Consider the following 22,346-nt stretch of genomic DNA (forward strand, 5'->3'; position numbering starts at 1 on the left):
ATAGCTTATTTTTTTGAAAGTACAATGATTATTATGGGTTCCAGCTGGTGATTGGAGTGCAAGACAAGTAGGCTTGCCCGGCCCTGGAGGCAGTCTGTGTCCAGCACAGAAAGCCTTTGTAGAGATTATTAGAGCCAATTAACAAATAACTTTACGAAAAAATCGAACTATTATGAAAGAAATTTGGTAAAATAAACCTAAGTAGATGAGGATGACTCGAGGTGCAATAAAGTGAAAGTATATCGTGAAGACGTTCAAACGGGTTGTATTTTGGAAGAAGATATCATGGGGATGACGTCGAACCCTATCATTCCTAAAAATACGGTATTAAATGAAGAGCATATGAAAATCCTTCGTGCATTTAATATCACTGAAATAACGATAGAGAATACAAAAGCGGATGGGCAGCGCTACAGACCAAAGCAAATCCAGTCTCCGGCAAATACATCTGACAGGGATCAAACTGCAGGTGAAAGCCTTCTTGAGGCAAGTAGTCAAACAGGCTTTATTGATACCTATCTAAAGAGTGTGGGAGAATTTAAAAAGGAATTCATAAACTGGCAGTCAGGCACCCCTATAAACATAGCGAAAATGAGAGAAATCACATTGCCTCTCATACAATCAATAGAACAGAACAAATACTTACTCTACTCGTTAAACCAATACACAACGAAAAAAGAATATATCTATCATCATCCTGTTGCGGTCAGCATCCTGAGCGCCTTGCTTGGGAAGAAAATGGGCCTTAAAAGCGGACAGGTCAATCAACTTGCACTCGCGGGTGTACTGGCGGACTGTGGTATGGCTAAGGTGTCGACTCATATCCTGAATAAAGAAAAGCCCCTTTCAGAAAATGAATTTCAAGAGATCAAACTTCATACCGCAAACGGATATAAAATGGTAAAAGACTCGCCTCTCTTGAAACCGGAAGCGAAACTTGCAATCTTTCAACATCATGAACGTTTCGATGGAACCGGCTACCCGACATCTGAAAAGAGTGACCGGATCCACCTGTATTCTCAGATCATAGGAATTGCTGATGTATTCCATGCCATGACATCTGAGAGAATCTATAGAAGCAGGCAGCCAATATTTAAGGTGCTCGATATGATCAGCAGGGATCTTTTCGGAAAGTTTGACATTAAAGTAGTCGATGCACTCATGAAACTGGTGGGTGACTTGGATATTGGAACAGCAGTAAGGCTGTCGACCGGAGATTATGGAGAGGTAGTCTATACAAAAGCAAATGCCTTCACGAATCCCATTGTTAAATTGAATAACAGTGAAGAACTGCTAGATCTTTCACAGAAAAAAGATATTTATATAACGGAAGTGTTGGGCTAACATTTTGTTAAAAACGTTCCATTCTCTTAAACCAAGAATCGATAGATTTTCTTGGTTTATTTTTTTATAAATTTATACTTGCTAAATATCATTTCAGTATGTATAATATTATTTGTTGTCCGAAAAACACTACATAATAATTCGATACAAGAAAAATTAAAAAAAGTGTTGACGAAAGTTGGACAAGATGATATATTATAAAGGTCGCTTCAAACGGAGCGCATCAACAAATTGAACCTTGAAAACTGAACAAAACAAGACAATACGTCAACGTTAATTCTAGATTTACCGTAACGATTATCGTTACAAAAAAGAGCTATTCAAACTTTTATCGGAGAGTTTGATCCTGGCTCAGGACGAACGCTGGCGGCGTGCCTAATACATGCAAGTCGAGCGGATCAAAGGGAGCTTGCTCCCTGAGATCAGCGGCGGACGGGTGAGTAACACGTGGGTAACCTGCCTGTAAGACTGGGATAACTCCGGGAAACCGGGGCTAATACCGGATAACTCAGTTCCTCGCATGAGGAACTGTTGAAAGGTGGCTTTTAGCTACCACTTACAGATGGACCCGCGGCGCATTAGCTAGTTGGTGAGGTAACGGCTCACCAAGGCGACGATGCGTAGCCGACCTGAGAGGGTGATCGGCCACACTGGGACTGAGACACGGCCCAGACTCCTACGGGAGGCAGCAGTAGGGAATCTTCCGCAATGGACGAAAGTCTGACGGAGCAACGCCGCGTGAGTGAAGAAGGTTTTCGGATCGTAAAACTCTGTTGTTAGGGAAGAACAAGTGCCGTTCGAATAGGGCGGCACCTTGACGGTACCTAACCAGAAAGCCACGGCTAACTACGTGCCAGCAGCCGCGGTAATACGTAGGTGGCAAGCGTTGTCCGGAATTATTGGGCGTAAAGCGCGCGCAGGTGGTTTCTTAAGTCTGATGTGAAAGCCCACGGCTCAACCGTGGAGGGTCATTGGAAACTGGGGAACTTGAGTGCAGAAGAGGAAAGTGGAATTCCAAGTGTAGCGGTGAAATGCGTAGATATTTGGAGGAACACCAGTGGCGAAGGCGACTTTCTGGTCTGTAACTGACACTGAGGCGCGAAAGCGTGGGGAGCAAACAGGATTAGATACCCTGGTAGTCCACGCCGTAAACGATGAGTGCTAAGTGTTAGAGGGTTTCCGCCCTTTAGTGCTGCAGCTAACGCATTAAGCACTCCGCCTGGGGAGTACGGTCGCAAGACTGAAACTCAAAGGAATTGACGGGGGCCCGCACAAGCGGTGGAGCATGTGGTTTAATTCGAAGCAACGCGAAGAACCTTACCAGGTCTTGACATCCTCTGACAACCCTAGAGATAGGGCTTTCCCCTTCGGGGGACAGAGTGACAGGTGGTGCATGGTTGTCGTCAGCTCGTGTCGTGAGATGTTGGGTTAAGTCCCGCAACGAGCGCAACCCTTGATCTTAGTTGCCAGCATTCAGTTGGGCACTCTAAGATGACTGCCGGTGACAAACCGGAGGAAGGTGGGGATGACGTCAAATCATCATGCCCCTTATGACCTGGGCTACACACGTGCTACAATGGACGGTACAAAGGGCAGCGAGACCGCGAGGTTTAGCCAATCCCATAAAACCGTTCTCAGTTCGGATTGCAGGCTGCAACTCGCCTGCATGAAGCTGGAATCGCTAGTAATCGCGGATCAGCATGCCGCGGTGAATACGTTCCCGGGCCTTGTACACACCGCCCGTCACACCACGAGAGTTTGTAACACCCGAAGTCGGTGAGGTAACCTTTTGGAGCCAGCCGCCTAAGGTGGGACAGATGATTGGGGTGAAGTCGTAACAAGGTAGCCGTATCGGAAGGTGCGGCTGGATCACCTCCTTTCTAAGGAATATATATGAAACGTTTGACAGTCGAAGTTTTGTTCAGTTTTGATGGTTCAATCCATTAATTCAATACATCCATGATAAGCGATGCTTATCATCCTTTTTATGAGTAGGGGCCTATAGCTCAGCTGGTTAGAGCGCACGCCTGATAAGCGTGAGGTCGGTGGTTCGAGTCCACTTAGGCCCACCATATTCATTCATACGGGGCCTTAGCTCAGCTGGGAGAGCGCCTGCTTTGCACGCAGGAGGTCAGCGGTTCGATCCCGCTAGGCTCCACTTAGGTTTTTTACGAAGCGTAAGCGAAGTAAAAGAACCATTGTTCTTTGAAAACTAGATAAAGATATATTGATAGTCAAGAAATTACCGAGTATCGCCATTTTAGGTTTTAAACCTTATGTAACAACCAATTCGGTTAAGTTATGAAGGGCGCACGGTGGATGCCTTGGCACTAGGAGCCGATGAAGGACGGGACTAACACCGATATGCTTCGGGGAGCTGTAAGTGAGCTTTGATCCGGAGATTTCCGAATGGGGGAACCCATTGTTCGTAATGGAACAATATCCATATTTGAATACATAGAGTATGGAAGGCAGACCCAGGGAACTGAAACATCTAAGTACCTGGAGGAAGAGAAAGCAAATGCGATTCCCTGAGTAGCGGCGAGCGAAACGGGATGTAGCCCAAACCAAGAGGCTTGCCTCTTGGGGTTGTAGGACACTCTATACGGAGTTACAAAGGAACGGAGTAGACGAAGAAGTCTGGAAAGGCTCGTCAAAGAAGGTAACAACCCTGTAGTTGAAACTTCGTTCCCTCTTGAGTGGATCCTGAGTACGGCGGGACACGTGAAATCCCGTCGGAAGCTGGGAGGACCATCTCCCAAGGCTAAATACTACCTAGTGACCGATAGTGAACCAGTACCGTGAGGGAAAGGTGAAAAGCACCCCGGAAGGGGAGTGAAAGAGAACCTGAAACCGTGTGCCTACAAGTAGTCAGAGCCCGTTAACGGGTGATGGCGTGCCTTTTGTAGAATGAACCGGCGAGTTACGATCCCATGCAAGGTTAAGTCGATGAGACGGAGCCGCAGCGAAAGCGAGTCTGAATAGGGCGAATGAGTATGTGGTCGTAGACCCGAAACCAGGTGATCTACCCATGTCCAGGATGAAGTCCAGGTAACACTGGATGGAGGTCCGAACCCACGCACGTTGAAAAGTGCGGGGATGAGGTGTGGGTAGCGGAGAAATTCCAATCGAACTTGGAGATAGCTGGTTCTCTCCGAAATAGCTTTAGGGCTAGCCTCATGTGTAAGAGTCTTGGAGGTAGAGCACTGTTTGGACTAGGGGCCCTCATCGGGTTACCGAATTCAGACAAACTCCGAATGCCAAAGACTTATCCATGGGAGTCAGACTGCGAGTGATAAGATCCGTAGTCGAAAGGGAAACAGCCCAGACCACCAGCTAAGGTCCCAAAGTATACGTTAAGTGGAAAAGGATGTGGAGTTGCTTAGACAACCAGGATGTTGGCTTAGAAGCAGCCACCATTTAAAGAGTGCGTAATAGCTCACTGGTCGAGTGACTCTGCGCCGAAAATGTACCGGGGCTAAACGTATCACCGAAGCTGTGGATTGACACCTTTAGGTGTCAGTGGTAGGAGAGCGTTCTAAGGACAGTGAAGTCAGACCGTAAGGACTGGTGGAGTGCTTAGAAGTGAGAATGCCGGTATGAGTAGCGAAAGATGGGTGAGAATCCCATCCACCGAATGCCTAAGGTTTCCTGAGGAAGGCTCGTCCGCTCAGGGTTAGTCGGGACCTAAGTCGAGGCCGATAGGCGTAGACGATGGACAACAGGTTGATATTCCTGTACCACCTCTTTTCCGTTTGAGCAATGGGGGGACGCAGGAGGATAGGGTAAGCGCACTGCTGGATATGTGCGTCTAAGCAGTTAGGCTGATGATGAGGCAAATCCCGTCATCGTGAAGGCTGAGCTGTGATAGCGAGCGAATTATAGTAGCGAAGTTCCTGATTCCACACTGCCAAGAAAAGCCTCTAGCGAGGAAAAAGGTGCCCGTACCGCAAACCGACACAGGTAGGCGAGGAGAGAATCCTAAGGTGAGCGAGAGAACTCTCGTTAAGGAACTCGGCAAAATGACCCCGTAACTTCGGGAGAAGGGGTGCTCTTTGAGGTGCATAGCCTCGAAGAGCCGCAGTGAATAGGCCCAGGCGACTGTTTAGCAAAAACACAGGTCTCTGCGAAGCCGTAAGGCGAAGTATAGGGGCTGACGCCTGCCCGGTGCTGGAAGGTTAAGAGGAGTGCTTAGCGCAAGCGAAGGTGCGAATCGAAGCCCCAGTAAACGGCGGCCGTAACTATAACGGTCCTAAGGTAGCGAAATTCCTTGTCGGGTAAGTTCCGACCCGCACGAAAGGCGTAACGATCTGGGCACTGTCTCAACGAGAGACTCGGTGAAATTATAGTACCTGTGAAGATGCAGGTTACCCGCGACAGGACGGAAAGACCCCGTGGAGCTTTACTGTAGCCTGATATTGAATTTTGGTACAGCTTGTACAGGATAGGTAGGAGCCTTGGAAGCCGGAGCGCCAGCTTCGGTGGAGGCGTTGGTGGGATACTACCCTGGCTGTATTGAAATTCTAACCCGCGCCCCTTATCGGGGTGGGAGACAGTGTCAGGTGGGCAGTTTGACTGGGGCGGTCGCCTCCTAAAGAGTAACGGAGGCGCCCAAAGGTTCCCTCAGAATGGTTGGAAATCATTCGCAGAGTGTAAAGGCACAAGGGAGCTTGACTGCGAGACCTACAAGTCGAGCAGGGACGAAAGTCGGGCTTAGTGATCCGGTGGTTCCGCATGGAAGGGCCATCGCTCAACGGATAAAAGCTACCCCGGGGATAACAGGCTTATCTCCCCCAAGAGTCCACATCGACGGGGAGGTTTGGCACCTCGATGTCGGCTCATCGCATCCTGGGGCTGTAGTCGGTCCCAAGGGTTGGGCTGTTCGCCCATTAAAGCGGTACGCGAGCTGGGTTCAGAACGTCGTGAGACAGTTCGGTCCCTATCCGTCGTGGGCGCAGGAAATTTGAGAGGAGCTGTCCTTAGTACGAGAGGACCGGGATGGACGCACCGCTGGTGTACCAGTTGTCTTGCCAAAGGCATCGCTGGGTAGCTATGTGCGGAAGGGATAAGTGCTGAAAGCATCTAAGCATGAAGCCCCCCTCGAGATGAGATTTCCCATCACTTTATGTGAGTAAGATCCCTAGAAGATGACTAGGTAGATAGGTCAGAGGTGGAAGCATGGTGACATGTGGAGCTGACTGATACTAATCGATCGAGGACTTAACCACAAAGAGTCATTTTTAAATGAACACAAGCGGCAATACCGGTAATCTTGACATCAATCCTTTATCTAGTTTTGAAGGAACAAACCTTCAATTGAATATTCGTCTGGTGATAATGGCGAAGAGGTCACACCCGTTCCCATGCCGAACACGGAAGTTAAGCTCTTCAGCGCCGATGGTAGTTGGGGGCTCTCCCCCTGTGAGAGTAGGACGTCGCCAGGCAAATAGATAAAACAGCTCAGTGTTGGGCTGTTTTTTTGTGTTTTTATAGGTTTTTAGGTGTAAATGGGGTGGAAGACGCTCGATTTGGGCTGTAATCGTCATGATATTGGGGAAGCTGACTGATATATTATCAAAACTGATAGGTTTATTATCAAAAATCCCAATATATTATCAAAAACAGCCCTTTTATTATCAAAAATCCGAATATATTATCAAAACCCCATTCCGCTCCATCCGGATGCCTGACTCTATATTGCCATCACTCCCTATGGTCATCAAGAGGAACACCACAGCCCTCTAACAAGGTCCGATTCTGAGTAACCCCGCCTCCATATCCACCAATAAAAAACTCTCAAAATTGCTATCCCCACTCCCCATCAAGTATCATGAAACTATGAACGAAAAACAGGGAGGAGATAGTTGTGTCGTCCATCTATAATTTCACGGTTGTAAAATCGAACGGCGAAGAGACCTCTTTAGAGGAGTATAAAGGGAAGGTATTGCTGATCGTCAACACAGCAAGCAAGTGCGGCTTTACCCCGCAATTTGAAGAGCTGCAGGGGTTGTATGAAGAATACAAGGAGAGAGGACTCGTGGTTCTCGGGTTCCCGAGCGATCAGTTCATGAATCAGGAATTCGAGGAGCAGGACGAGATCATCGAGTTTTGCCAGACAAACTACGGAGTCTCATTTCCGATGTATAAGAAAACGGATGTGAAGGGTAAGAAAGCCCATCCGTTATTCAAGTTTTTAACAAAAGAAAAGAAGGGGCTGCTGGTTTCGGATATCAAATGGAATTTCACGAAGTTCCTGGTTGATAAAAATGGAGAGGTGTATGATCGTTATTCCCCTCAGACCAGTCCCAGAAAAATTGAAGATGATATCAAGTTGTTAGTGGAACGGTAAAAGGAAAGAGGATGTGGGTGTATGCTTACATCCTCTTTCATCTACATTTTTTGTTTAAGTATATCCAGTAATAAATAGGGTGCTTTCTGGGTAGTAACGTTAAGAAAGGACCGTATAATCGGATAATCTTCGTTTGTGCGGTTCTTCAATAGTTCGATCCACCATTCTGTTTCGTACCGGGCAATCATGCTGAGGTTGTAGAGGATGGCATAGTGAATCAAAATTTCAGGGATTAAATTTGCTTCATTCCGATTGCTTGGCAGGGCAAGTCGATTCTTGCTTAAATGCCACCTTATCGGCAGCTGCTCCATTCTGTCTGGGATATGAAGGGTGTTTCCCTTTGTCCATGTGAAATTCCCCGTCAGTCTTTCATTCAGATAATGGATGAATAAATCTTGTGACATATGAAAATTGTCAAGGACAGCTTCATCGATGCTGAGTTCATTCTCATCGTTGAACCAGAGCATCGTCTGTCTTTTCAGCAAGACTTGAAATGATTCTTCCAGTTCCGGGATTTGTACGAGCAGGTCCTCCATCTTCAGTTTTTCACCTATGATGTGTTTCACATGGAACACAAGGGTCGAGAAGTGAGAAAACAATCCATTCTTTTGAACCTTCACTTCGTCCTGGAGGAAATGATAATGCTGCTTCTTTCTTTTTCTGGACGTTACCCCGTGAGCGAGTACCTGTGTTGTTTCAGGATACAAGGGGTCCTCCGTTAAAACAATTGCTTTGATAAAATGGATGTACCCGTAAAATAATAAAATAGGCTGCAGTGATATAGGAGATTGCACCGCTTGTTTATAATAAAGTTCTCCTTGTTCCAGGTAGTACATGAATGAATAGCAGTTATCATAGCTCTTCGTTTCAGCCTGCGCGAAACCTATTTTTTCATAGCATTTCTTTAGAAACTTCTGGGAGTATTCAGCAGACTGAAAGTAGTGAATGGAGTCCCAATGTTGATGTATTCTTTCCAATTTGTCACCCTCTAACTATTCTGAAAAGTTAAATTAATTCTGATGTTCTTGACAGTATTTTAACCAATTGATAACCTACTAATAATATTTTGGGACTAGGGAGGCCGAAAAATATGTGGGAATCTAAATTTGCTAAAGAAGGTTTAACGTTCGATGATGTTTTACTAGTACCTGCGAAATCCGAGGTATTACCAAAAGATGTAAGCATTTCAGTTGAATTAACAGACTCCATCAAGCTTAATGTTCCAGTCATCAGTGCTGGGATGGATACTGTAACAGAGGCTGAAATGGCCATTGCAATGGCTCGCCAGGGTGGACTTGGGATCATCCACAAGAACATGAGTATCGAGCAGCAGGCCGAGCAGGTTGATAAAGTTAAGCGGTCAGAGAGTGGAGTTATTTCCGATCCATTCTTCTTGACTCCTGAGCATCAAGTATTTGCTGCTGAGCACTTGATGGGCAAATATAGGATTTCTGGTGTTCCGATTGTGAACAATGAAGAGGAGCAGAAATTGGTTGGGATCTTGACGAATCGTGATCTGCGATTCATTCAGGATTTCTCGATTCAAATTTCGGATGTCATGACGAAAGAAAATCTCGTGACTGCTCCTGTTGGCACAACCCTAGATGAAGCGGAAAAAATTCTTCAGCAGCATAAGATTGAAAAGCTGCCGCTTATCGACCAGGAAGGCGTTCTAAAAGGTTTAATCACGATCAAGGATATCGAAAAAGTGATTGAGTTCCCTAACTCAGCGAAAGACAGTCAAGGACGCTTATTGGTTGGGGCAGCAGTAGGGATTTCAAAAGATACCCTTACACGCGTCGAACAGCTTGTTAAGGCCAATGTTGATGCAATTGTCATCGATACTGCCCATGGACATTCAGCTGGTGTTCTAAATGTGGTAAGTGAAATTCGTGCAGCGTATCCAGAGTTGAACATCGTTGCTGGAAACGTTGCAACGGCTGAAGCGACAAGAGAGTTGATTGAAGCAGGGGCTGACGTTGTGAAAGTTGGAATCGGTCCTGGATCCATCTGTACGACCCGCGTAGTTGCAGGAGTCGGTGTTCCACAAATCACTGCGATTTATGACTGTGCAACCGAAGCGAGAAAACACGGAAAAGCCATCATTGCTGACGGCGGGATCAAGTTCTCTGGGGACATCGCGAAGGCACTTGCCTCAGGCGGACATGCCGTCATGCTCGGAAGCCTGCTTGCAGGGACAACTGAAAGCCCTGGGGAAACGGAAATATTCCAAGGCAGACGTTTTAAAGTATACCGCGGAATGGGCTCATTAAGCTCTATGGAAAAAGGATCAAAGGACCGCTACTTCCAAGAAGAAGCGAAAAAATTTGTTCCTGAAGGCATCGAAGGCCGTATCCCTTATAAAGGACCGCTTGCAGATACATTGTATCAACTGATCGGCGGACTTCGTTCCGGAATGGGCTATTGCGGTACGAAGAATCTCCTTGAGTTGAGAGAAAATGCTCAGTTCATCCGTATGACGGGTGCTGGACTGCGTGAGAGTCATCCGCACGATGTACAAATCACGAAGGAAGCACCAAATTATTCACTATCTTAAGAAGCTTGAACAAAAATCCGGCGGCTGGATCCGCCGGATTTTTTTAATGGGAAAAACGGTTAAATGAAGAGGCCGCAAGTCCCTTGTCCTATCCCAAAACTAGGAATATTCTCTGTCTATTCTTACCTTTCGAACTATGATAAAATAACGAAGGTGTACATAAAAACTTGGAGGGCTAAAAGTGAAAAGAAGTTGGGTTCAAAAATCTTTTGTATGTTTCTTGGTATTTTTGATGGCAATGAGCATGGTGCAAAAACCGGCAAGTGCTCAAGGAGATCTCGATGTTAACGCAAATGCTGCGATTTTAGTAGAAGCAAGTACCGGTAAAGTTTTATATGAAAAGAATTCCGAGACAGCTCTTGGAATTGCAAGTATGACGAAGATGATGACGGAATACCTTCTGCTTGAAGCGGTTAAAGAAGGTAAAATAAAGTGGGATCAGAAGTATACAGTACCTACGAATGTATCAAAGATGTCCCATAACACGTCGTTAAGTAATGTTTCTTTGCGTGAAGAAGGGACGTATACAATTAAAGACTTATATGAATCCATGGCGATTTATTCAGCTAATGCTTCAGCGATGGCCATTGCTGAAACGATTGCTGGTTCTGAAGCTAACTTTGCGAAATTAATGAATAAAAAAGCTGAAGAACTTGGATTGGAAAACTATAAATTTGTTAATTCATCAGGTTTGAATAATAAAGACTTGGCTCCTTACGTCGATCAAGTTGTCGGCGGACCGGAGGAAGAGAATGTCATGTCAGCTAAGGATACGGCGACTCTTGCATATCGCCTTCTTAATGATTTTCCGGAAGTACTGGAGACATCCAGTATTGCGAAAAAGGTATTTGCTGAAGGTACCGAAGATGAATTTAACATGCCTAACTGGAACTGGATGCTTCCAGGTCTGATCCGTGAGTATGAAGGTATGGACGGGCTTAAAACAGGAACTACAGATTTTGCAGGAGCTTGTTTCACAGGTACTGCAGAACGTGACGGCATGAGATTCATCACGGTTGTGATGGATGTTCAGGTTGAACCTGGTGAAAATTCTTATGATGCCCGTTTTGCGGAAACGAGAAAAATGATGGACTATGCTTTTAATAACTACACGATCCAAGAGCTGCTTCCTGCAGATTACAAGATTAAGGGACAAAAGGCCCTATCGGTAGTAAAAGGGAAAGAGAAAGAGGTAGGCATCAAATCTGAATCTGCTCTGAACATGGTCGTGAAAAACGGTGAAGAAGATCAGTACAAGCCTAAATTTGTAGTAGACAAGAAGAAGCTGAATGAAGACGGTAAACTGACAGCGCCCGTTAAAGAAGGCGAAAACGTCGGATACGTTACGTTAGAGTCCAAGAATAAAAATGATTTAGGCTATCTGACAGATAAAGGATCTAATGCAGCCAAATCATCTGTTGTGACAGTTGAAGGAGTAGAAAAAGCAAACTGGTTTGTTCTCTCCATGAGAGCTGTAGGCGGATTCTTCGGAGACATTTGGGGATCTGTGACATCCACTGTCAAAGGCTGGTTCTAATTTAATTGAATGACTCCAGGTTATCATAAAGCCTGGGGTTATTTTTTTATCTGAATGGTCATTGCGGAGCTGGGAATACTTCCATTAAATACATAAGTAAACCACATCCGCATTTCGTCTTGTCCAGCTCCAGGGCTTAGAGGCACATGTCATAAGCCAAATCGGCCAAGAAGGCAAAGAACGCCTTCTAAGTCCGATTCGTCATATGCCACCCGCCTCTGACCAAAGCCCTTCCGCATTTCGTCTTGACATAACCTTGTTTTTATTGTTTATTTAGCAGTAGGGCAATATCATCATTCCGATTGTTTTAGTCACTTTTTCCTGGTATTTCTACTGAAATGAAAAGAAAAAAAGGACAGACATAGGATAAATATAAGGGGGATACATAAATGAATACTGGTACAGATCGTGTTAAAAGAGGTATGGCTGAAATGCAAAAAGGCGGCGTCATCATGGACGTTGTCAATGCAGAGCAGGCTAAGATTGCTGAAGCTGCAGGAGCAGTGGCGGTAATGGCTTTAGAACGAGTTCCAGCTGACATCCGTGCTGCAGGCGGCGTGGCGAGAATGGCAGACCCTCGTATTGTGGAAGAAGTAATGGGAGCTGTAACGATTCCGGTAATGGCGAAAGCGCGTATCGGTCATATCGTTGAAGCTAGAGTACTTGAGTCAATGGGTGTCGACTATCTTGATGAGAGTGAAGTATTGACTCCAGCGGATGAAGAGTATCATCTAAATAAAAGAGATTTCACAGTACCGTTCGTATGCGGATGCCGTGACTTAGGAGAAGCAGCGCGCCGTATCGGTGAAGGTGCATCAATGCTTCGTACAAAAGGTGAGCCTGGAACTGGGAACATTGTTGAAGCGGTTCGTCATATGCGTAAAGTGAATGCTCAGGTTCGTAAGCTTGTCAACATGAGTACAGATGAAATCATGACGGAAGCGAAGCTGCTCGGTGCTCCATATGAATTATTATTAGAAATTAAAGAAAATGGCCGTTTACCGGTTGTTAACTTTGCTGCAGGCGGTATCGCAACTCCTGCTGATGCAGCTCTTATGATGGAACTTGGTGCTGATGGTGTATTCGTCGGTTCCGGAATCTTCAAGTCTGAAAACCCTGAGAAGTTTGCAAGAGCAATCGTGGAAGCGACTACTCACTACCAGGACTACAAGTTAATTGCTGAACTGTCCAAAGAACTTGGTGTGGCAATGAAGGGTGTAGAAATTTCTTCAATCCTGCCTGAACAGCGCATGCAAGACCGAGGATGGTAAGAGGTACATTATGATGAGAATTGGTGTATTAGGACTTCAAGGGGCTGTCAGAGAGCATGTACGATCGATTGAGGCATGCAATGCCGAAGCAGTGGTCGTGAAGCGTACAGAGCAGCTGGAAGAACTGGACGGCTTGATCATGCCAGGCGGCGAAAGTACGACGATGAGACGCCTCATCGACCGTTATGGTTTTCTTGAGCCGCTGAAAGAATTTGCAGCAAGCGGGAAACCGATCTTCGGTACATGTGCCGGTCTTATCCTTTTGGCAAATAATATCGTCGGTTATGATGAACCGCATCTTGGTGTAATGGATGTGATGGTTGAGCGCAACTCTTTTGGACGTCAAAAGGAAAGCTTCGAAGCCGATCTGAACATTGCACACGTTGGAGATCATTTCAATGCCGTATTCATCCGGGCGCCGCACATCGTGGAAGCCGGAGAGGACGTCGAGGTCCTTGCCAAGCACAACGACCGCATCGTGCTTGCCCGCCATGGACAATTCCTCGGCTGCTCATTCCACCCGGAACTGACAGACGACAATCGCCTGACTGCTTACTTTATTGAAATGGTAAAAGAGTCAAAAGAAAAAATTGTTTCTTAATCTTTTCGCAAAGATTGTTCGGTTTCACCACTTTTAAAACCTAGAGTGGGTTGGAGCGGAAGGCACTTGACTCCGGCGGGATATAGAGGAAAGGTCGAGACTTGTCCAGCTCCGGCGGCTAGCCCCTCGAGGTCATAAGCTAAACGGCCCAAGAAGGCAAAGAACGCCTTCCCGGTCCATTCATCTTATGCTTGTCGGGGCTGAGCGAGCCGCCTGCGCATTTCGTCCCGCAGGAACGCAGCGACGAGGAGGCTCGACTTCCTCCCCGTGGAAAGCAAGTGCTTGCAGCGGAAAGGAACGGTCTCCGTTTTTTCGGGAATTATCTTTTAGAAAAAACATTGGCATAAACCTATTGCAAAATGGAAAACATTGTAGTAGATTATGAAATAACCAATATGAGTTTAAAACGTTGACAGGAAATAGTAGTGAAGAATTCTTGCCAAAAGAGAGCCGGTGGTTGGTGCAAACCGGTGCAGAATCTTTACGAATCCATCCTTGAGTGAAATACTGAACCATTCAGTAGGTATTTTCGGTGATTCCGTTACCATCTCTAAGAGGAAAGCAGCTTCGCTGTTTTCAATTAGGGTGGCAACGCGGAAACCTCCGTCCCTTTTACCAGGGACGGGGGTTTTTTATTTTTTCCGGAACCTGTTACCGTTCGAAACCAAACATCCATATAAATCAAAGGAGGAATAAACATGTTAGACATCAAATACTTACGTGCCAATTTGGAAGATGTGAAAAACCGCCTTCAGCATCGCGGTGAAGACCTTGAAGACTTCGATAAGTTTGAAGAGCTTGATAAGAGAAGAAGAGAGCTTCTTGTGGAAAGTGAGAACTTGAAGAGCAAGCGTAATGAAGTTTCTCAAAAAATCGCTCATATGAAAAAGGAGAAACAGGATGCCCAGGACATGATCGTTGAAATGCGTGAAGTCGGCGGCATGGTCAAGAAGCTTGATGATGAGCTGAGAGGAATCGAGGAAGAGCTGGAGCGTATCCTTCTTTCTATCCCGAATATTCCACATGAGTCTGTCCCTGTCGGTGAAACAGAGGACGACAACGTGGAAGCCCGCAAATGGGGTGAAATTCGTGAGTTCGATTTCGAAGCGAAGCCACACTGGGATATCGCAACAGGGCTTGATATCCTTGATTTTGAACGTGCAGGAAAAGTAACAGGAAGCCGTTTTGTATTCTATAAAGGTTTGGGTGCAAGACTGGAGCGTGCGCTATTGAACTTCATGATGGACCTGCACATGGATGAGCACGGATATACAGAAATGATCCCGCCATTCCTTGTGAACCGCGCAAGCATGACAGGAACGGGGCAGCTGCCTAAGTTTGAGGAAGATGCTTTCCGTATCGAAAGTGAAGATTATTTCTTAGTCCCTACAGCAGAAGTGCCTGTAACGAACTATCACCGTGATGAAATCATCAAGGGAGAAGAGCTGCCGATCAGTTATGTAGCATACAGCGCTAACTTCCGTTCTGAAGCGGGATCTGCAGGGCGTGATACAAGAGGGCTGATCCGTCAGCATCAATTCAATAAAGTGGAGCTAGTCCGCTTTGTGAAGCCTGAAGATTCTTATGATGAGCTTGAGAAGCTGACAGGCCATGCTGAAAAAGTCCTTCAGCTATTAGGACTGCCATACCGCGTTTTATCAATGTGTACAGCTGATTTAGGCTTCACTGCTGCGAAGAAATATGATATCGAGGTTTGGATTCCAAGCTACGGCACGTATCGTGAGATTTCTTCTTGCAGTAACTTCGAAGGCTTCCAGGCGAGACGTGCGAATATCCGTTTCAGAAGGGAAGCAAACGCAAAACCTGAGCATGTTCATACTCTGAATGGGTCTGGATTGGCGATTGGCCGTACCGTTGCTGCTCTGTTGGAAAACTATCAGCAGGAAGACGGATCTGTCATCGTACCAGAAGTTCTGCGTCCATACATGGGTGGGGCAGAAGTGATAAAATAACAGCATTATGAAAGGTGTTCGGCAAAGTGCCGGGTGCCTTTCATTTTTTTTAGGAAAGTGCTTGACTCTATTTTCTCACCGTGATATTATAATTCTTGTCGATACGGAGGAATACCCAAGTCCGGCTGAAGGGATCGGTCTTGAAAACCGACAGGGGTGTTAAAGCCCGCGGGGGTTCGAATCCCTCTTCCTCCGCCATTGATTTATTAATAACCATAGCGCATAAATTGGAGATTGTTAAATTCGTTACTGGAGATGTAACGAATTTTTTTGGTTTCTGTAGATTTTTATAAATTGATAATAGTTTGATAATTCGAGGGATTTTTTATTACTATAGATAATTCTTTTGAATACCGCTTTTGATTTCCGTGGAAGACTTCGCTTTCCACGGGTGAGCGGGGATCAAGTTTACATGTCTAGCTACAGGGCTTAGAGGCACATGTCATAAGCCAGACCGACCAAGAAGGCAAGAGCGCCTTCCAGGCCGATTCGTCTTATGCCACCCGCCTCTGAACAAAGCCCTTCCGCTTTTCTGGTAGGAGTCTTCGTCTTTCACTCCAAATCAAAAGCTGGATCCGGTTAAGACAAAAACAAGTTTGTAATTAAACCTTTTCAAAAAAGCCTTGTACTGTTTGAACTGTACAAGGCTTTTTCTTTATTTAAAATTCTCTATATCGCTTCTGGTGTTACTATCATTGTTGTAGTTCAGCACACCCATTTCTTTAATGTTTCTCCGTGTTTCGTCGGATCCCAACTTGAAGATCATTTCATAGATTTCATGCATCGAGTGGTCATATTGAGCATTTTCAGGGTCGTTATGATATTGACGAAATGGAATCTGAGCCCGGTTGAATGTGGACATGTCAGCATCATCATTTTTTTCAAAAAGAGTCTTCAGTTTGGTTACCTCGTCAGGAGTAGCCTGAATCTGATAGTTCACACTTCTCGCTTCTTCTGCATGAGGTACGATGTCCCCGCTGCTTATATCCACGAAGTACGTATCTTTTGTAACCATGAATTCATCTCCCTTTTGTATTTCTTGTTATATACATACCTCGCAGCTGCTGAATATAAACGAATGACGGAGTGTTCATATAAAAAAGAGGTGCCGCCATCATAGGCTGCACCTCTTTTTTATTAGCTTTTTAACATTCTTGTTTGTTCAATGAAGTAACCAATTCGTTCCACGATCGGTTCGATGGAATTTTCTTCGTTTACCAGATCATACTCACTGATATCCAGGCGGAGGACAGGGCATGCGTTGAAGGAATTGATCCAGTTTTCATAGCGCTGATGCATTTCTTCCCAGTATTCAACCGGTGTTTGCTGTTCCATCGGACGGCCGCGCTCACGGATGCGGTCGATCACGTTATCAAGGGATCCTTCCAGATAAATGAGCAGATCCGGATGAGGAAAGTAAGGTGTCATCACCATCGCATCGAAAAGGCTTGTATATGTTTCATAATCGATATCTGACATATTGCCTTTTTCATGGTGCATCTTGGCGAAGATTCCTGTATCTTCGTAGATCGAGCGGTCCTGGATGAAGCCGCCGCCATATTCGAAGATTTTCTTTTGTTCCTTGAAGCGTTCTGCCAGGAAGTAGACCTGCAGGTGGAAGCTCCAGCTCTTGAAATCCTGATAGAATTTATCCAGGTAAGGGTTGGTATCGACTTTTTCGAACGATGTACGGAATCCGAGGGCATTAGCCAATCCGTTTGTCATCGTGGATTTCCCGACTCCGACTGTCCCGGCAATGGTAATGACAGCATTGCTTGGGATGCCGTATTTATTGCGAAGATTCATGATAGTGAACTCCTTTTTTAAGTGTAGTGTCTAATTGAGTTAGAATATTGTCCAAATCATCTTTGTTCTGGACGAAGTCAATGTGGTCGCCATTGTAGCGAAGAACAGGGATATCAGGGTGAGTTTCTTCAAAGGTGTTCATATATTCTTCATAATCCAATGATAATTGCTTTAAATAAAGAGGACTGATTTTCTTCTCGAAGTCTCTCCCTCTTTTTTCAATGCGCTTCAGCAGTGTGTCAAGGCTTGCGTTCAAGTAAATGACCACATTGGGTCTCGGCATGTCAGATGTCAAGATATCATAGATCTTAAGATATTTATTATACTGCTGCTCATCTTTCAATGTACGCTTAGCGAAAATGATATTCTTCAGAATATGATAATCCGCTACAACCGATTTCTTTTGAGAAATATAGTGCTTATCGATATCCTCCAGCTGCTTGTATCGATTGCATAAGAAAAACATCTCTGTTTGAAAACTCCACTCTTCAATATCATCATAAAACTTATCCAAAAACGGGTTTTCATCAACGATTTCCCTTAATAAATGAAAATGGAAGTGTTCAGAAATCGCTTTAGCCAGAGAAGTTTTTCCTACTCCAATCGGGCCTTCAACCGTGATGAAAGGAATTCTCCCCATTTCATGTCCTCCTCATATTACAACTATCTATGTGTATGTTTTAATAAGCGTATAAATAAAATAACGACAGGAATTATTGTAACACAATAACTGGATGGTTTGTTCAGGTTATTTGCAAGATCCAACAAAATTCGGCTCGTTGTTAGCATCGGCTATTATCCTTCATTTTTTAGTGAAAACAAAAAAGCTGGCAATATAGGTGATTATAGATTTACCTAAATGCCAGCTTCTATTTATTTTTATTAGAAAAATGCAGGAGTGGTGAATACATTAAGTTTCTTTATCTTTTGTTTATACCCATTTCATTAACTGTCTGAAGGTTATATAATGAAAAAATAATCGAAGAATGTATTTTCAGGGAAATAATTGTGTTATCTTGTCTTATTTTTAAGTGGGAGGTCAATACACCGATACGATACGCCCCGTGAATGGTGCTAATAGTCACTTGATCAGTCCGTATCGCTAGGTGATATGACTCTTGTAAGTAAATCTGATTGCCTTACACTAAAACTAAAAACGGAGGTATGATATGCGAAACGATATACAACCGTATGAACGATCCTTCACTTCCAAGGAAGCGGCAGAACAAGCAGGGATTGCAACCCCTACAGTCCGGAAGTATGGTCAAATCTTAGAGAGAAATGGCTATGAGTTTTTTAAAGATGGTGATCGCAGGATCTTTGTTCAATCCGATATTGATGCGCTTATAGCGCTGCGCGATACGGACAAGCCTCTTGACGAAACCGCCAAATCCCTTGCACATCAACAACAAGATAGACTTTCAGGAAGCAGCAGTACAGATATATCGCCAAGCGATACATATCATCAGTTACCTCAGGACCCCAATCAATTAAAAGAGATTTTATCCTACTTGGCCAATGAACTTGCTGCTTCCCGCGAAATGAACGTGCAAGTGGTGAATGAAATGAATCAGCTGAAAACACAGGTTTCCAGACTGAAGCAGGATCATCATGATTTAAGCTCTAATATTTCAAACTCAGCTCAAAAAACGCAGCGCAAAATTGAAGAATTATCAAAACTTCAAAAGAGTCAGTACGAAACGCTTCTTGAGCAAGAAGTACAAAAGAACGAGTATCTGAAGGAAGAGTTACAGAAGCTGCGTAAAGAACAGCAAATGGAATGGCGTGCCCAAAATGACTATAATAAACGCTTGGAAGAGGCGATACAAAAACCAAAAGATAAATGGGATTGGCTTTTCGCGCTATTCCGTAAATGACAGCATTACCTTTTCACCACGTTGAAATTATCGGTGATCAGCAGCCAGTTCTGAGGGAACGATAAGCCCAGTTTCCAGTAGCTCATTCCCCTGAGCTTCAATTCTTTCATCAGATCGAATTTGGCTTGGATGCTCCGGGCATCTTCAAACCATACTTCATGATCTTTTCCTTCAGCGCTGTATTTATAAAATGGGGCTTGTGCTTTTTGGTCGTATTGGATGTTCACGTTGTTTTTTGCCGCGATTTCAATCGCCTGCTGAGGGCTGATCGCTTTCGCTGTTGTTCCCGGCTTGAATGGGAGTGTCCAGTCGTACCCGTAGAGGTTCTGCCCCATCATGATCTTGGAAGCGGGCATTTCTGTAAGGGCGTATTCAATTACTTCACGAACGGGTCCAATCGGTGAAACGGCCATGGCCGGTCCGCCGCTGTAGCCCCATTCATACGTCATGATGACAACGAAATCCACAATTTCCCCATGAGCTTTATAATCATGGGCTTCATACCATTTCCCCTTCTGATCTGCGCTCGTTTTAGGAGCGAGGGCTGTGGACAGCAGCCAGCCTTCCTGATCAAAACGCTTTTTTGCCTTGCGCAGGAAGCGGTTATAGGCCTCCCTGTCTTGAGGACGCAGGTATTCAAAATCAAAATGGATGTCGCGGAAGCCATATTTTTTTGCGGTTTGGACGATGGTATTGAGGAATTTATCCTGTATGGCCATATCATTTAAGAGAATGCGCCCGAGCTCATCATTGAACTGACCCTCTTCCTGATTCGTGATGGCCATCATCAGTACATTGCCGTTATCCTTCCCTGTTTGCAAGAGATTCCCCATCGGAGGTTCCTGCAAGGTCCCGTCACGCTTAGCCTGGAAGCTGAATGGGGCAAGATAGGTCAGATAAGGAGCTGCTTCCTTTGCACTTTCCTCTAGATTCGGTGCGACTTCTTTTCCATACGGTTCCACATAGGCATTGAACTCTGCCCGTACTTTTGGTTTCGGGGGAACATATAAACGCTGGTTGACCTGAAGAGGTACATTAGGCGATATGCCATTGATCCTTGCCAGCTCTTGATAAGGAACCCCGACTTTTTGACTGATCGACCACAAACTGTCACCAGGCTGTACATAATAGAAACTGCCGATGATCGGGATCACAAGTGATTGCCCGATGACGAGATTATCCGGGTTTGGCAGTTCATTCGCTTCCACTATATCTTTAACAGTTGATCCATACGCTTGGGCAATGCCGAACAACGATTGGTTCGGCTGGACAACATGTATTTGCATACTTAGGACCTCCCTTTATCTTCACTATAATCAGCCTATGAAGGGGGGAGGTAGGTTATGCCGGTTATTTTGTCAGCGCTGCCTTGAAGCGGAGGGGGCATTGCCGGGTGCCTGGCTCGATTACTAGGATTTGAGCCAGGCACGGATCCAGCAACTTTAGCCTGGTTCAAATCGTAAGGACTGAGCCAGCTCGGCTGCACCCTATGTCAATGCTGCAATAATGCCCCGGTATCATCAATTGTCGCTTTCAACACATTTTTCATCATTGTCAGCGCATAATGGTTATCATCTTCGCTGACGGAAGCGATGGCGTTTTTCGGAACATACAAAGTGAACTCCCTCATGTATGCGTCATTGGCAGTGAATAGCACACAGATGTTTCCCGCAATTCCCGTCAGGATGATGTTCTTTATCGACAGATGATGAAGCAATGTATTCAGTGCAGTCCCGTAGAAAGCGGAATGTTTGGGTTTGATGAGAAAGTAATCGTCTTCAGACGGGCGCAGCGGGGTAATGATGTCTGCACTAGTCTGGTTACGGCATTTTTCATAAATCAGCTTTAAATCCGCTTTCCACAGCTCATAGTGATCATTGATATAAATAACCGGGTGGTCATTCTCTTTACAGTATCTTCTCAGGTCGTTTATCGGTTTTACGATCTTTTTTGTATGCTCGGCAAGCGTCTCCCCGTGTGAGAAATCAAATGGATTCATGATATCAATCACCAGGAGGGCGGTATTTTTAGGTATCATCATGTCGGCCCCTTTCCTTTATAGTTTGGAATGTTTGGGGAAATTTTATAAAATAAACAGAAGGAAACTATAAGTAGGAGTTCAATATGAAAACAAGAGAAGAACATTTTATGCTGGAAGCGCTGAAAGAAGCGGAAAAAGCAAGAGAGATCAATGAGGTACCGATCGGTGCAGTTGTCGTACTTGGAGACAAAATCATCGGCCGGGGATATAATTTAAGGGAAACGACCCAGAATGCCATCACCCACGCAGAAACACTTGCCATTCAAAAAGCATGTGAAGAAACAGGGACATGGAGGCTCGAAGGTGCAGAACTCTATGTGACACTTGAACCGTGCCCGATGTGCAGCGGTGCCATCATTTTGTCGCGGATTGAAAAAGTGGTGTACGGAGCGGCCGATCCGAAAGCAGGCTGTGCTGGCACGTTGATGAACCTTTTGGATGACAGCCGGTTCAACCATCAGTGCGAAGTGGTCAGCGGGGTGCTTGAAGAGGAATGCGGTACGATCCTCTCCGATTTCTTCAGGGAGTTAAGAGCAAGGAAAAAAGCAGAAAAAAGGAATCAATCTTCTTCACTGTAAAGAACTTACAGCCACAAACCATTGCTTTTTAACGTAAACCCTAGTATACTTAATCTTGCGTCGTTGATGACGCAACTTAATATTTGGTATCAATTTTGCCGTGCTAGGCGGGGAGGTAGCGGTGCCCTGTACTCGCAATCCGCTCCAGCGAGGCCGAATTCCTTTCCGAGGCTTGCATACTGTAGGGCCTGCCTCAAGTAAGTGGTGTTGACGCCTGGGTCCTGCGCAATGGGAATCCATGAACCATGTCAGGTCCGGAAGGAAGCAGCATTAAGTGGAAGCTCCCATGTGCCGCAGGGTTGCCTGGGCCGAGCTAACTGCTTGAGTAACGCCTATGGTTGCTTGTCGACGAAAGGTGCACGGCAGTTTCATACATATACAACAGCTCATCCTTTATCGGGGTGGGCTTTTT

Annotated in this window: 15 protein-coding genes, 3 tRNA genes, 3 rRNA genes, 1 other RNA gene and 1 other annotated feature; of the genes, 16 read left to right on the top strand and 6 right to left on the bottom strand. The window is 45.3% G+C overall.

Annotated elements, in window-relative coordinates:
* The first annotated feature begins 231 nt into the window (after nt 1-231).
* The 7 genes from ACUXV2_RS19855 (at nt 232) to ACUXV2_RS19885 (ending at nt 7,693) form a co-directional block, all read left to right on the top strand.
* Nucleotides 232-1,344, top strand: a complete 1,113-nt coding sequence (locus tag ACUXV2_RS19855; RefSeq protein ID WP_446244860.1) for an HD-GYP domain-containing protein — start codon at nt 232-234, stop codon at nt 1,342-1,344.
* 328 nt (nt 1,345-1,672) lie between these two features.
* A 16S ribosomal RNA gene (locus ACUXV2_RS19860) occupies nt 1,673-3,224 on the top strand.
* A gap of 115 nt (nt 3,225-3,339) precedes the next feature.
* Nucleotides 3,340-3,416, top strand: a tRNA-Ile gene (locus tag ACUXV2_RS19865).
* Between the two features lie 13 nt (nt 3,417-3,429).
* Nucleotides 3,430-3,502: transfer RNA gene (locus ACUXV2_RS19870), tRNA-Ala, on the top strand.
* Nucleotides 3,503-3,636: 134 nt separating this feature from the next.
* Nucleotides 3,637-6,572 (top strand): 23S ribosomal RNA (locus ACUXV2_RS19875).
* A 99-nt stretch (nt 6,573-6,671) separates the two neighbouring features.
* Nucleotides 6,672-6,788: ribosomal RNA gene (gene rrf / locus ACUXV2_RS19880) — 5S ribosomal RNA — on the top strand.
* The 16S, 23S and 5S rRNA genes sit together here with 2 tRNA genes alongside, the layout of an rRNA operon.
* 422 nt (nt 6,789-7,210) lie before the next feature.
* Nucleotides 7,211-7,693, top strand: a complete 483-nt coding sequence (locus tag ACUXV2_RS19885; protein ID WP_446244861.1) for a glutathione peroxidase — start codon at nt 7,211-7,213, stop codon at nt 7,691-7,693.
* Between the two features lie 41 nt (nt 7,694-7,734).
* Here the strand turns inward: ACUXV2_RS19885 and ACUXV2_RS19890 are convergent, their stop codons facing one another.
* Nucleotides 7,735-8,670 carry a YaaC family protein gene (locus ACUXV2_RS19890; protein WP_446244862.1) on the bottom strand — a complete coding sequence of 312 codons (936 nt, stop codon included), beginning with the start codon at nt 8,668-8,670 and terminating at the stop codon, nt 7,735-7,737.
* Nucleotides 8,671-8,783: 113 nt separating this feature from the next.
* Between ACUXV2_RS19890 and guaB the strand changes: the two genes are divergently transcribed.
* From guaB to ACUXV2_RS19920, 6 genes are all read left to right on the top strand, one after another.
* A complete protein-coding gene (gene guaB / locus ACUXV2_RS19895; RefSeq protein ID WP_446244863.1) occupies nt 8,784-10,250 on the top strand; it encodes an IMP dehydrogenase in 1,467 nt (488 codons plus the stop codon).
* Nucleotides 10,251-10,482: 232 nt separating this feature from the next.
* Nucleotides 10,483-11,787 carry a serine hydrolase gene (locus ACUXV2_RS19900; RefSeq protein WP_446247115.1) on the top strand — a complete coding sequence of 435 codons (1,305 nt, stop codon included), beginning with the start codon at nt 10,483-10,485 and terminating at the stop codon, nt 11,785-11,787.
* Between the two features lie 389 nt (nt 11,788-12,176).
* On the top strand, nt 12,177-13,058 hold the full coding sequence (pdxS, locus tag ACUXV2_RS19905) for a pyridoxal 5'-phosphate synthase lyase subunit PdxS (protein ID WP_446244864.1): 882 nt from the start codon (nt 12,177-12,179) through the stop codon (nt 13,056-13,058).
* Nucleotides 13,059-13,071: 13 nt separating this feature from the next.
* Nucleotides 13,072-13,659 (top strand): pyridoxal 5'-phosphate synthase glutaminase subunit PdxT, encoded by a 588-nt coding sequence (gene pdxT / locus ACUXV2_RS19910; protein WP_446247116.1) that lies wholly within the window; start codon nt 13,072-13,074, stop codon nt 13,657-13,659.
* 400 nt (nt 13,660-14,059) lie between these two features.
* Nucleotides 14,060-14,273, top strand: a binding site (T-box leader).
* Nucleotides 14,274-14,357: 84 nt separating this feature from the next.
* Nucleotides 14,358-15,632 (top strand): serine--tRNA ligase, encoded by a 1,275-nt coding sequence (serS, locus tag ACUXV2_RS19915; protein WP_446244865.1) that lies wholly within the window; start codon nt 14,358-14,360, stop codon nt 15,630-15,632.
* Between the two features lie 105 nt (nt 15,633-15,737).
* A tRNA-Ser gene (locus tag ACUXV2_RS19920) sits at nt 15,738-15,830 on the top strand.
* Between the two features lie 457 nt (nt 15,831-16,287).
* Here ACUXV2_RS19920 and ACUXV2_RS19925 read toward each other — a convergent pair.
* From ACUXV2_RS19925 to ACUXV2_RS19935, 3 genes are all read right to left on the bottom strand, one after another.
* A complete protein-coding gene (locus ACUXV2_RS19925; RefSeq protein WP_446244866.1) occupies nt 16,288-16,647 on the bottom strand; it encodes a hypothetical protein in 360 nt (119 codons plus the stop codon).
* A gap of 122 nt (nt 16,648-16,769) precedes the next feature.
* Nucleotides 16,770-17,438 (bottom strand): deoxynucleoside kinase, encoded by a 669-nt coding sequence (locus ACUXV2_RS19930; RefSeq protein WP_446244867.1) that lies wholly within the window; start codon nt 17,436-17,438, stop codon nt 16,770-16,772.
* Nucleotides 17,422-18,078: a deoxynucleoside kinase gene (locus ACUXV2_RS19935; RefSeq protein WP_446244868.1), complete on the bottom strand. Its 657-nt coding sequence runs from the start codon at nt 18,076-18,078 to the stop codon at nt 17,422-17,424. Before ACUXV2_RS19935 ends, ACUXV2_RS19930 begins: the two co-directional genes overlap by 17 nt.
* Nucleotides 18,079-18,607: 529 nt before the next feature.
* Here ACUXV2_RS19935 and ACUXV2_RS19940 point away from each other — a divergent pair.
* Nucleotides 18,608-19,315 carry a hypothetical protein gene (locus ACUXV2_RS19940; protein WP_446244869.1) on the top strand — a complete coding sequence of 236 codons (708 nt, stop codon included), beginning with the start codon at nt 18,608-18,610 and terminating at the stop codon, nt 19,313-19,315.
* A 5-nt stretch (nt 19,316-19,320) separates the two neighbouring features.
* On the opposite strand, the gene ACUXV2_RS19945 is transcribed toward ACUXV2_RS19940, so the two are convergent.
* Together ACUXV2_RS19945 and ACUXV2_RS19950 are read right to left on the bottom strand one after the other, a co-directional pair.
* Entirely contained in the window at nt 19,321-20,601 is a 1,281-nt protein-coding gene (locus tag ACUXV2_RS19945) for a LysM peptidoglycan-binding domain-containing protein (protein WP_446244870.1), read from the bottom strand.
* A gap of 206 nt (nt 20,602-20,807) precedes the next feature.
* Nucleotides 20,808-21,353 carry an isochorismatase family cysteine hydrolase gene (locus ACUXV2_RS19950; RefSeq protein WP_446244871.1) on the bottom strand — a complete coding sequence of 182 codons (546 nt, stop codon included), beginning with the start codon at nt 21,351-21,353 and terminating at the stop codon, nt 20,808-20,810.
* Nucleotides 21,354-21,439: 86 nt separating this feature from the next.
* Between ACUXV2_RS19950 and tadA the strand changes: the two genes are divergently transcribed.
* Both tadA and ffs read left to right on the top strand, forming a co-directional pair.
* Complete coding sequence (gene tadA, locus ACUXV2_RS19955; RefSeq protein ID WP_446244872.1) at nt 21,440-21,934, top strand: tRNA adenosine(34) deaminase TadA; 495 nt, start codon at nt 21,440-21,442, stop codon at nt 21,932-21,934.
* Between the two features lie 98 nt (nt 21,935-22,032).
* Nucleotides 22,033-22,297, top strand: an RNA gene (ffs, locus tag ACUXV2_RS19960) — signal recognition particle sRNA large type.
* Nucleotides 22,298-22,346 lie beyond the last annotated feature (49 nt).

The sequence above is a fragment of the Rossellomorea sp. NS-SX7 genome (assembly GCF_052828565.1).

Excerpts from the sequence above, each read along its gene's own strand:
- guaB (WP_446244863.1), top strand. The coding sequence starts at position 8,784 with ATGTGGGAATCTAAATTTGCTAAAGAAGGTTTAACGTTCGATGATGTT.
- pdxS (WP_446244864.1), top strand. The coding sequence starts at position 12,177 with ATGAATACTGGTACAGATCGTGTTAAAAGAGGTATGGCTGAAATGCAA.
- ACUXV2_RS19935 (WP_446244868.1), bottom strand. The coding sequence starts at position 18,078 with ATGGGGAGAATTCCTTTCATCACGGTTGAAGGCCCGATTGGAGTAGGA.
- ACUXV2_RS19940 (WP_446244869.1), top strand. The coding sequence starts at position 18,608 with ATGCGAAACGATATACAACCGTATGAACGATCCTTCACTTCCAAGGAA.
- ACUXV2_RS19930 (WP_446244867.1), bottom strand. The coding sequence starts at position 17,438 with ATGAATCTTCGCAATAAATACGGCATCCCAAGCAATGCTGTCATTACC.
- ACUXV2_RS19900 (WP_446247115.1), top strand. The coding sequence starts at position 10,483 with ATGGCAATGAGCATGGTGCAAAAACCGGCAAGTGCTCAAGGAGATCTC.
- ACUXV2_RS19945 (WP_446244870.1), bottom strand. The coding sequence starts at position 20,601 with ATGCAAATACATGTTGTCCAGCCGAACCAATCGTTGTTCGGCATTGCC.
- tadA (WP_446244872.1), top strand. The coding sequence starts at position 21,440 with ATGAAAACAAGAGAAGAACATTTTATGCTGGAAGCGCTGAAAGAAGCG.
- ACUXV2_RS19950 (WP_446244871.1), bottom strand. The coding sequence starts at position 21,353 with ATGATACCTAAAAATACCGCCCTCCTGGTGATTGATATCATGAATCCA.
- serS (WP_446244865.1), top strand. The coding sequence starts at position 14,358 with ATGTTAGACATCAAATACTTACGTGCCAATTTGGAAGATGTGAAAAAC.
- pdxT (WP_446247116.1), top strand. The coding sequence starts at position 13,072 with ATGAGAATTGGTGTATTAGGACTTCAAGGGGCTGTCAGAGAGCATGTA.
- ACUXV2_RS19925 (WP_446244866.1), bottom strand. The coding sequence starts at position 16,647 with ATGGTTACAAAAGATACGTACTTCGTGGATATAAGCAGCGGGGACATC.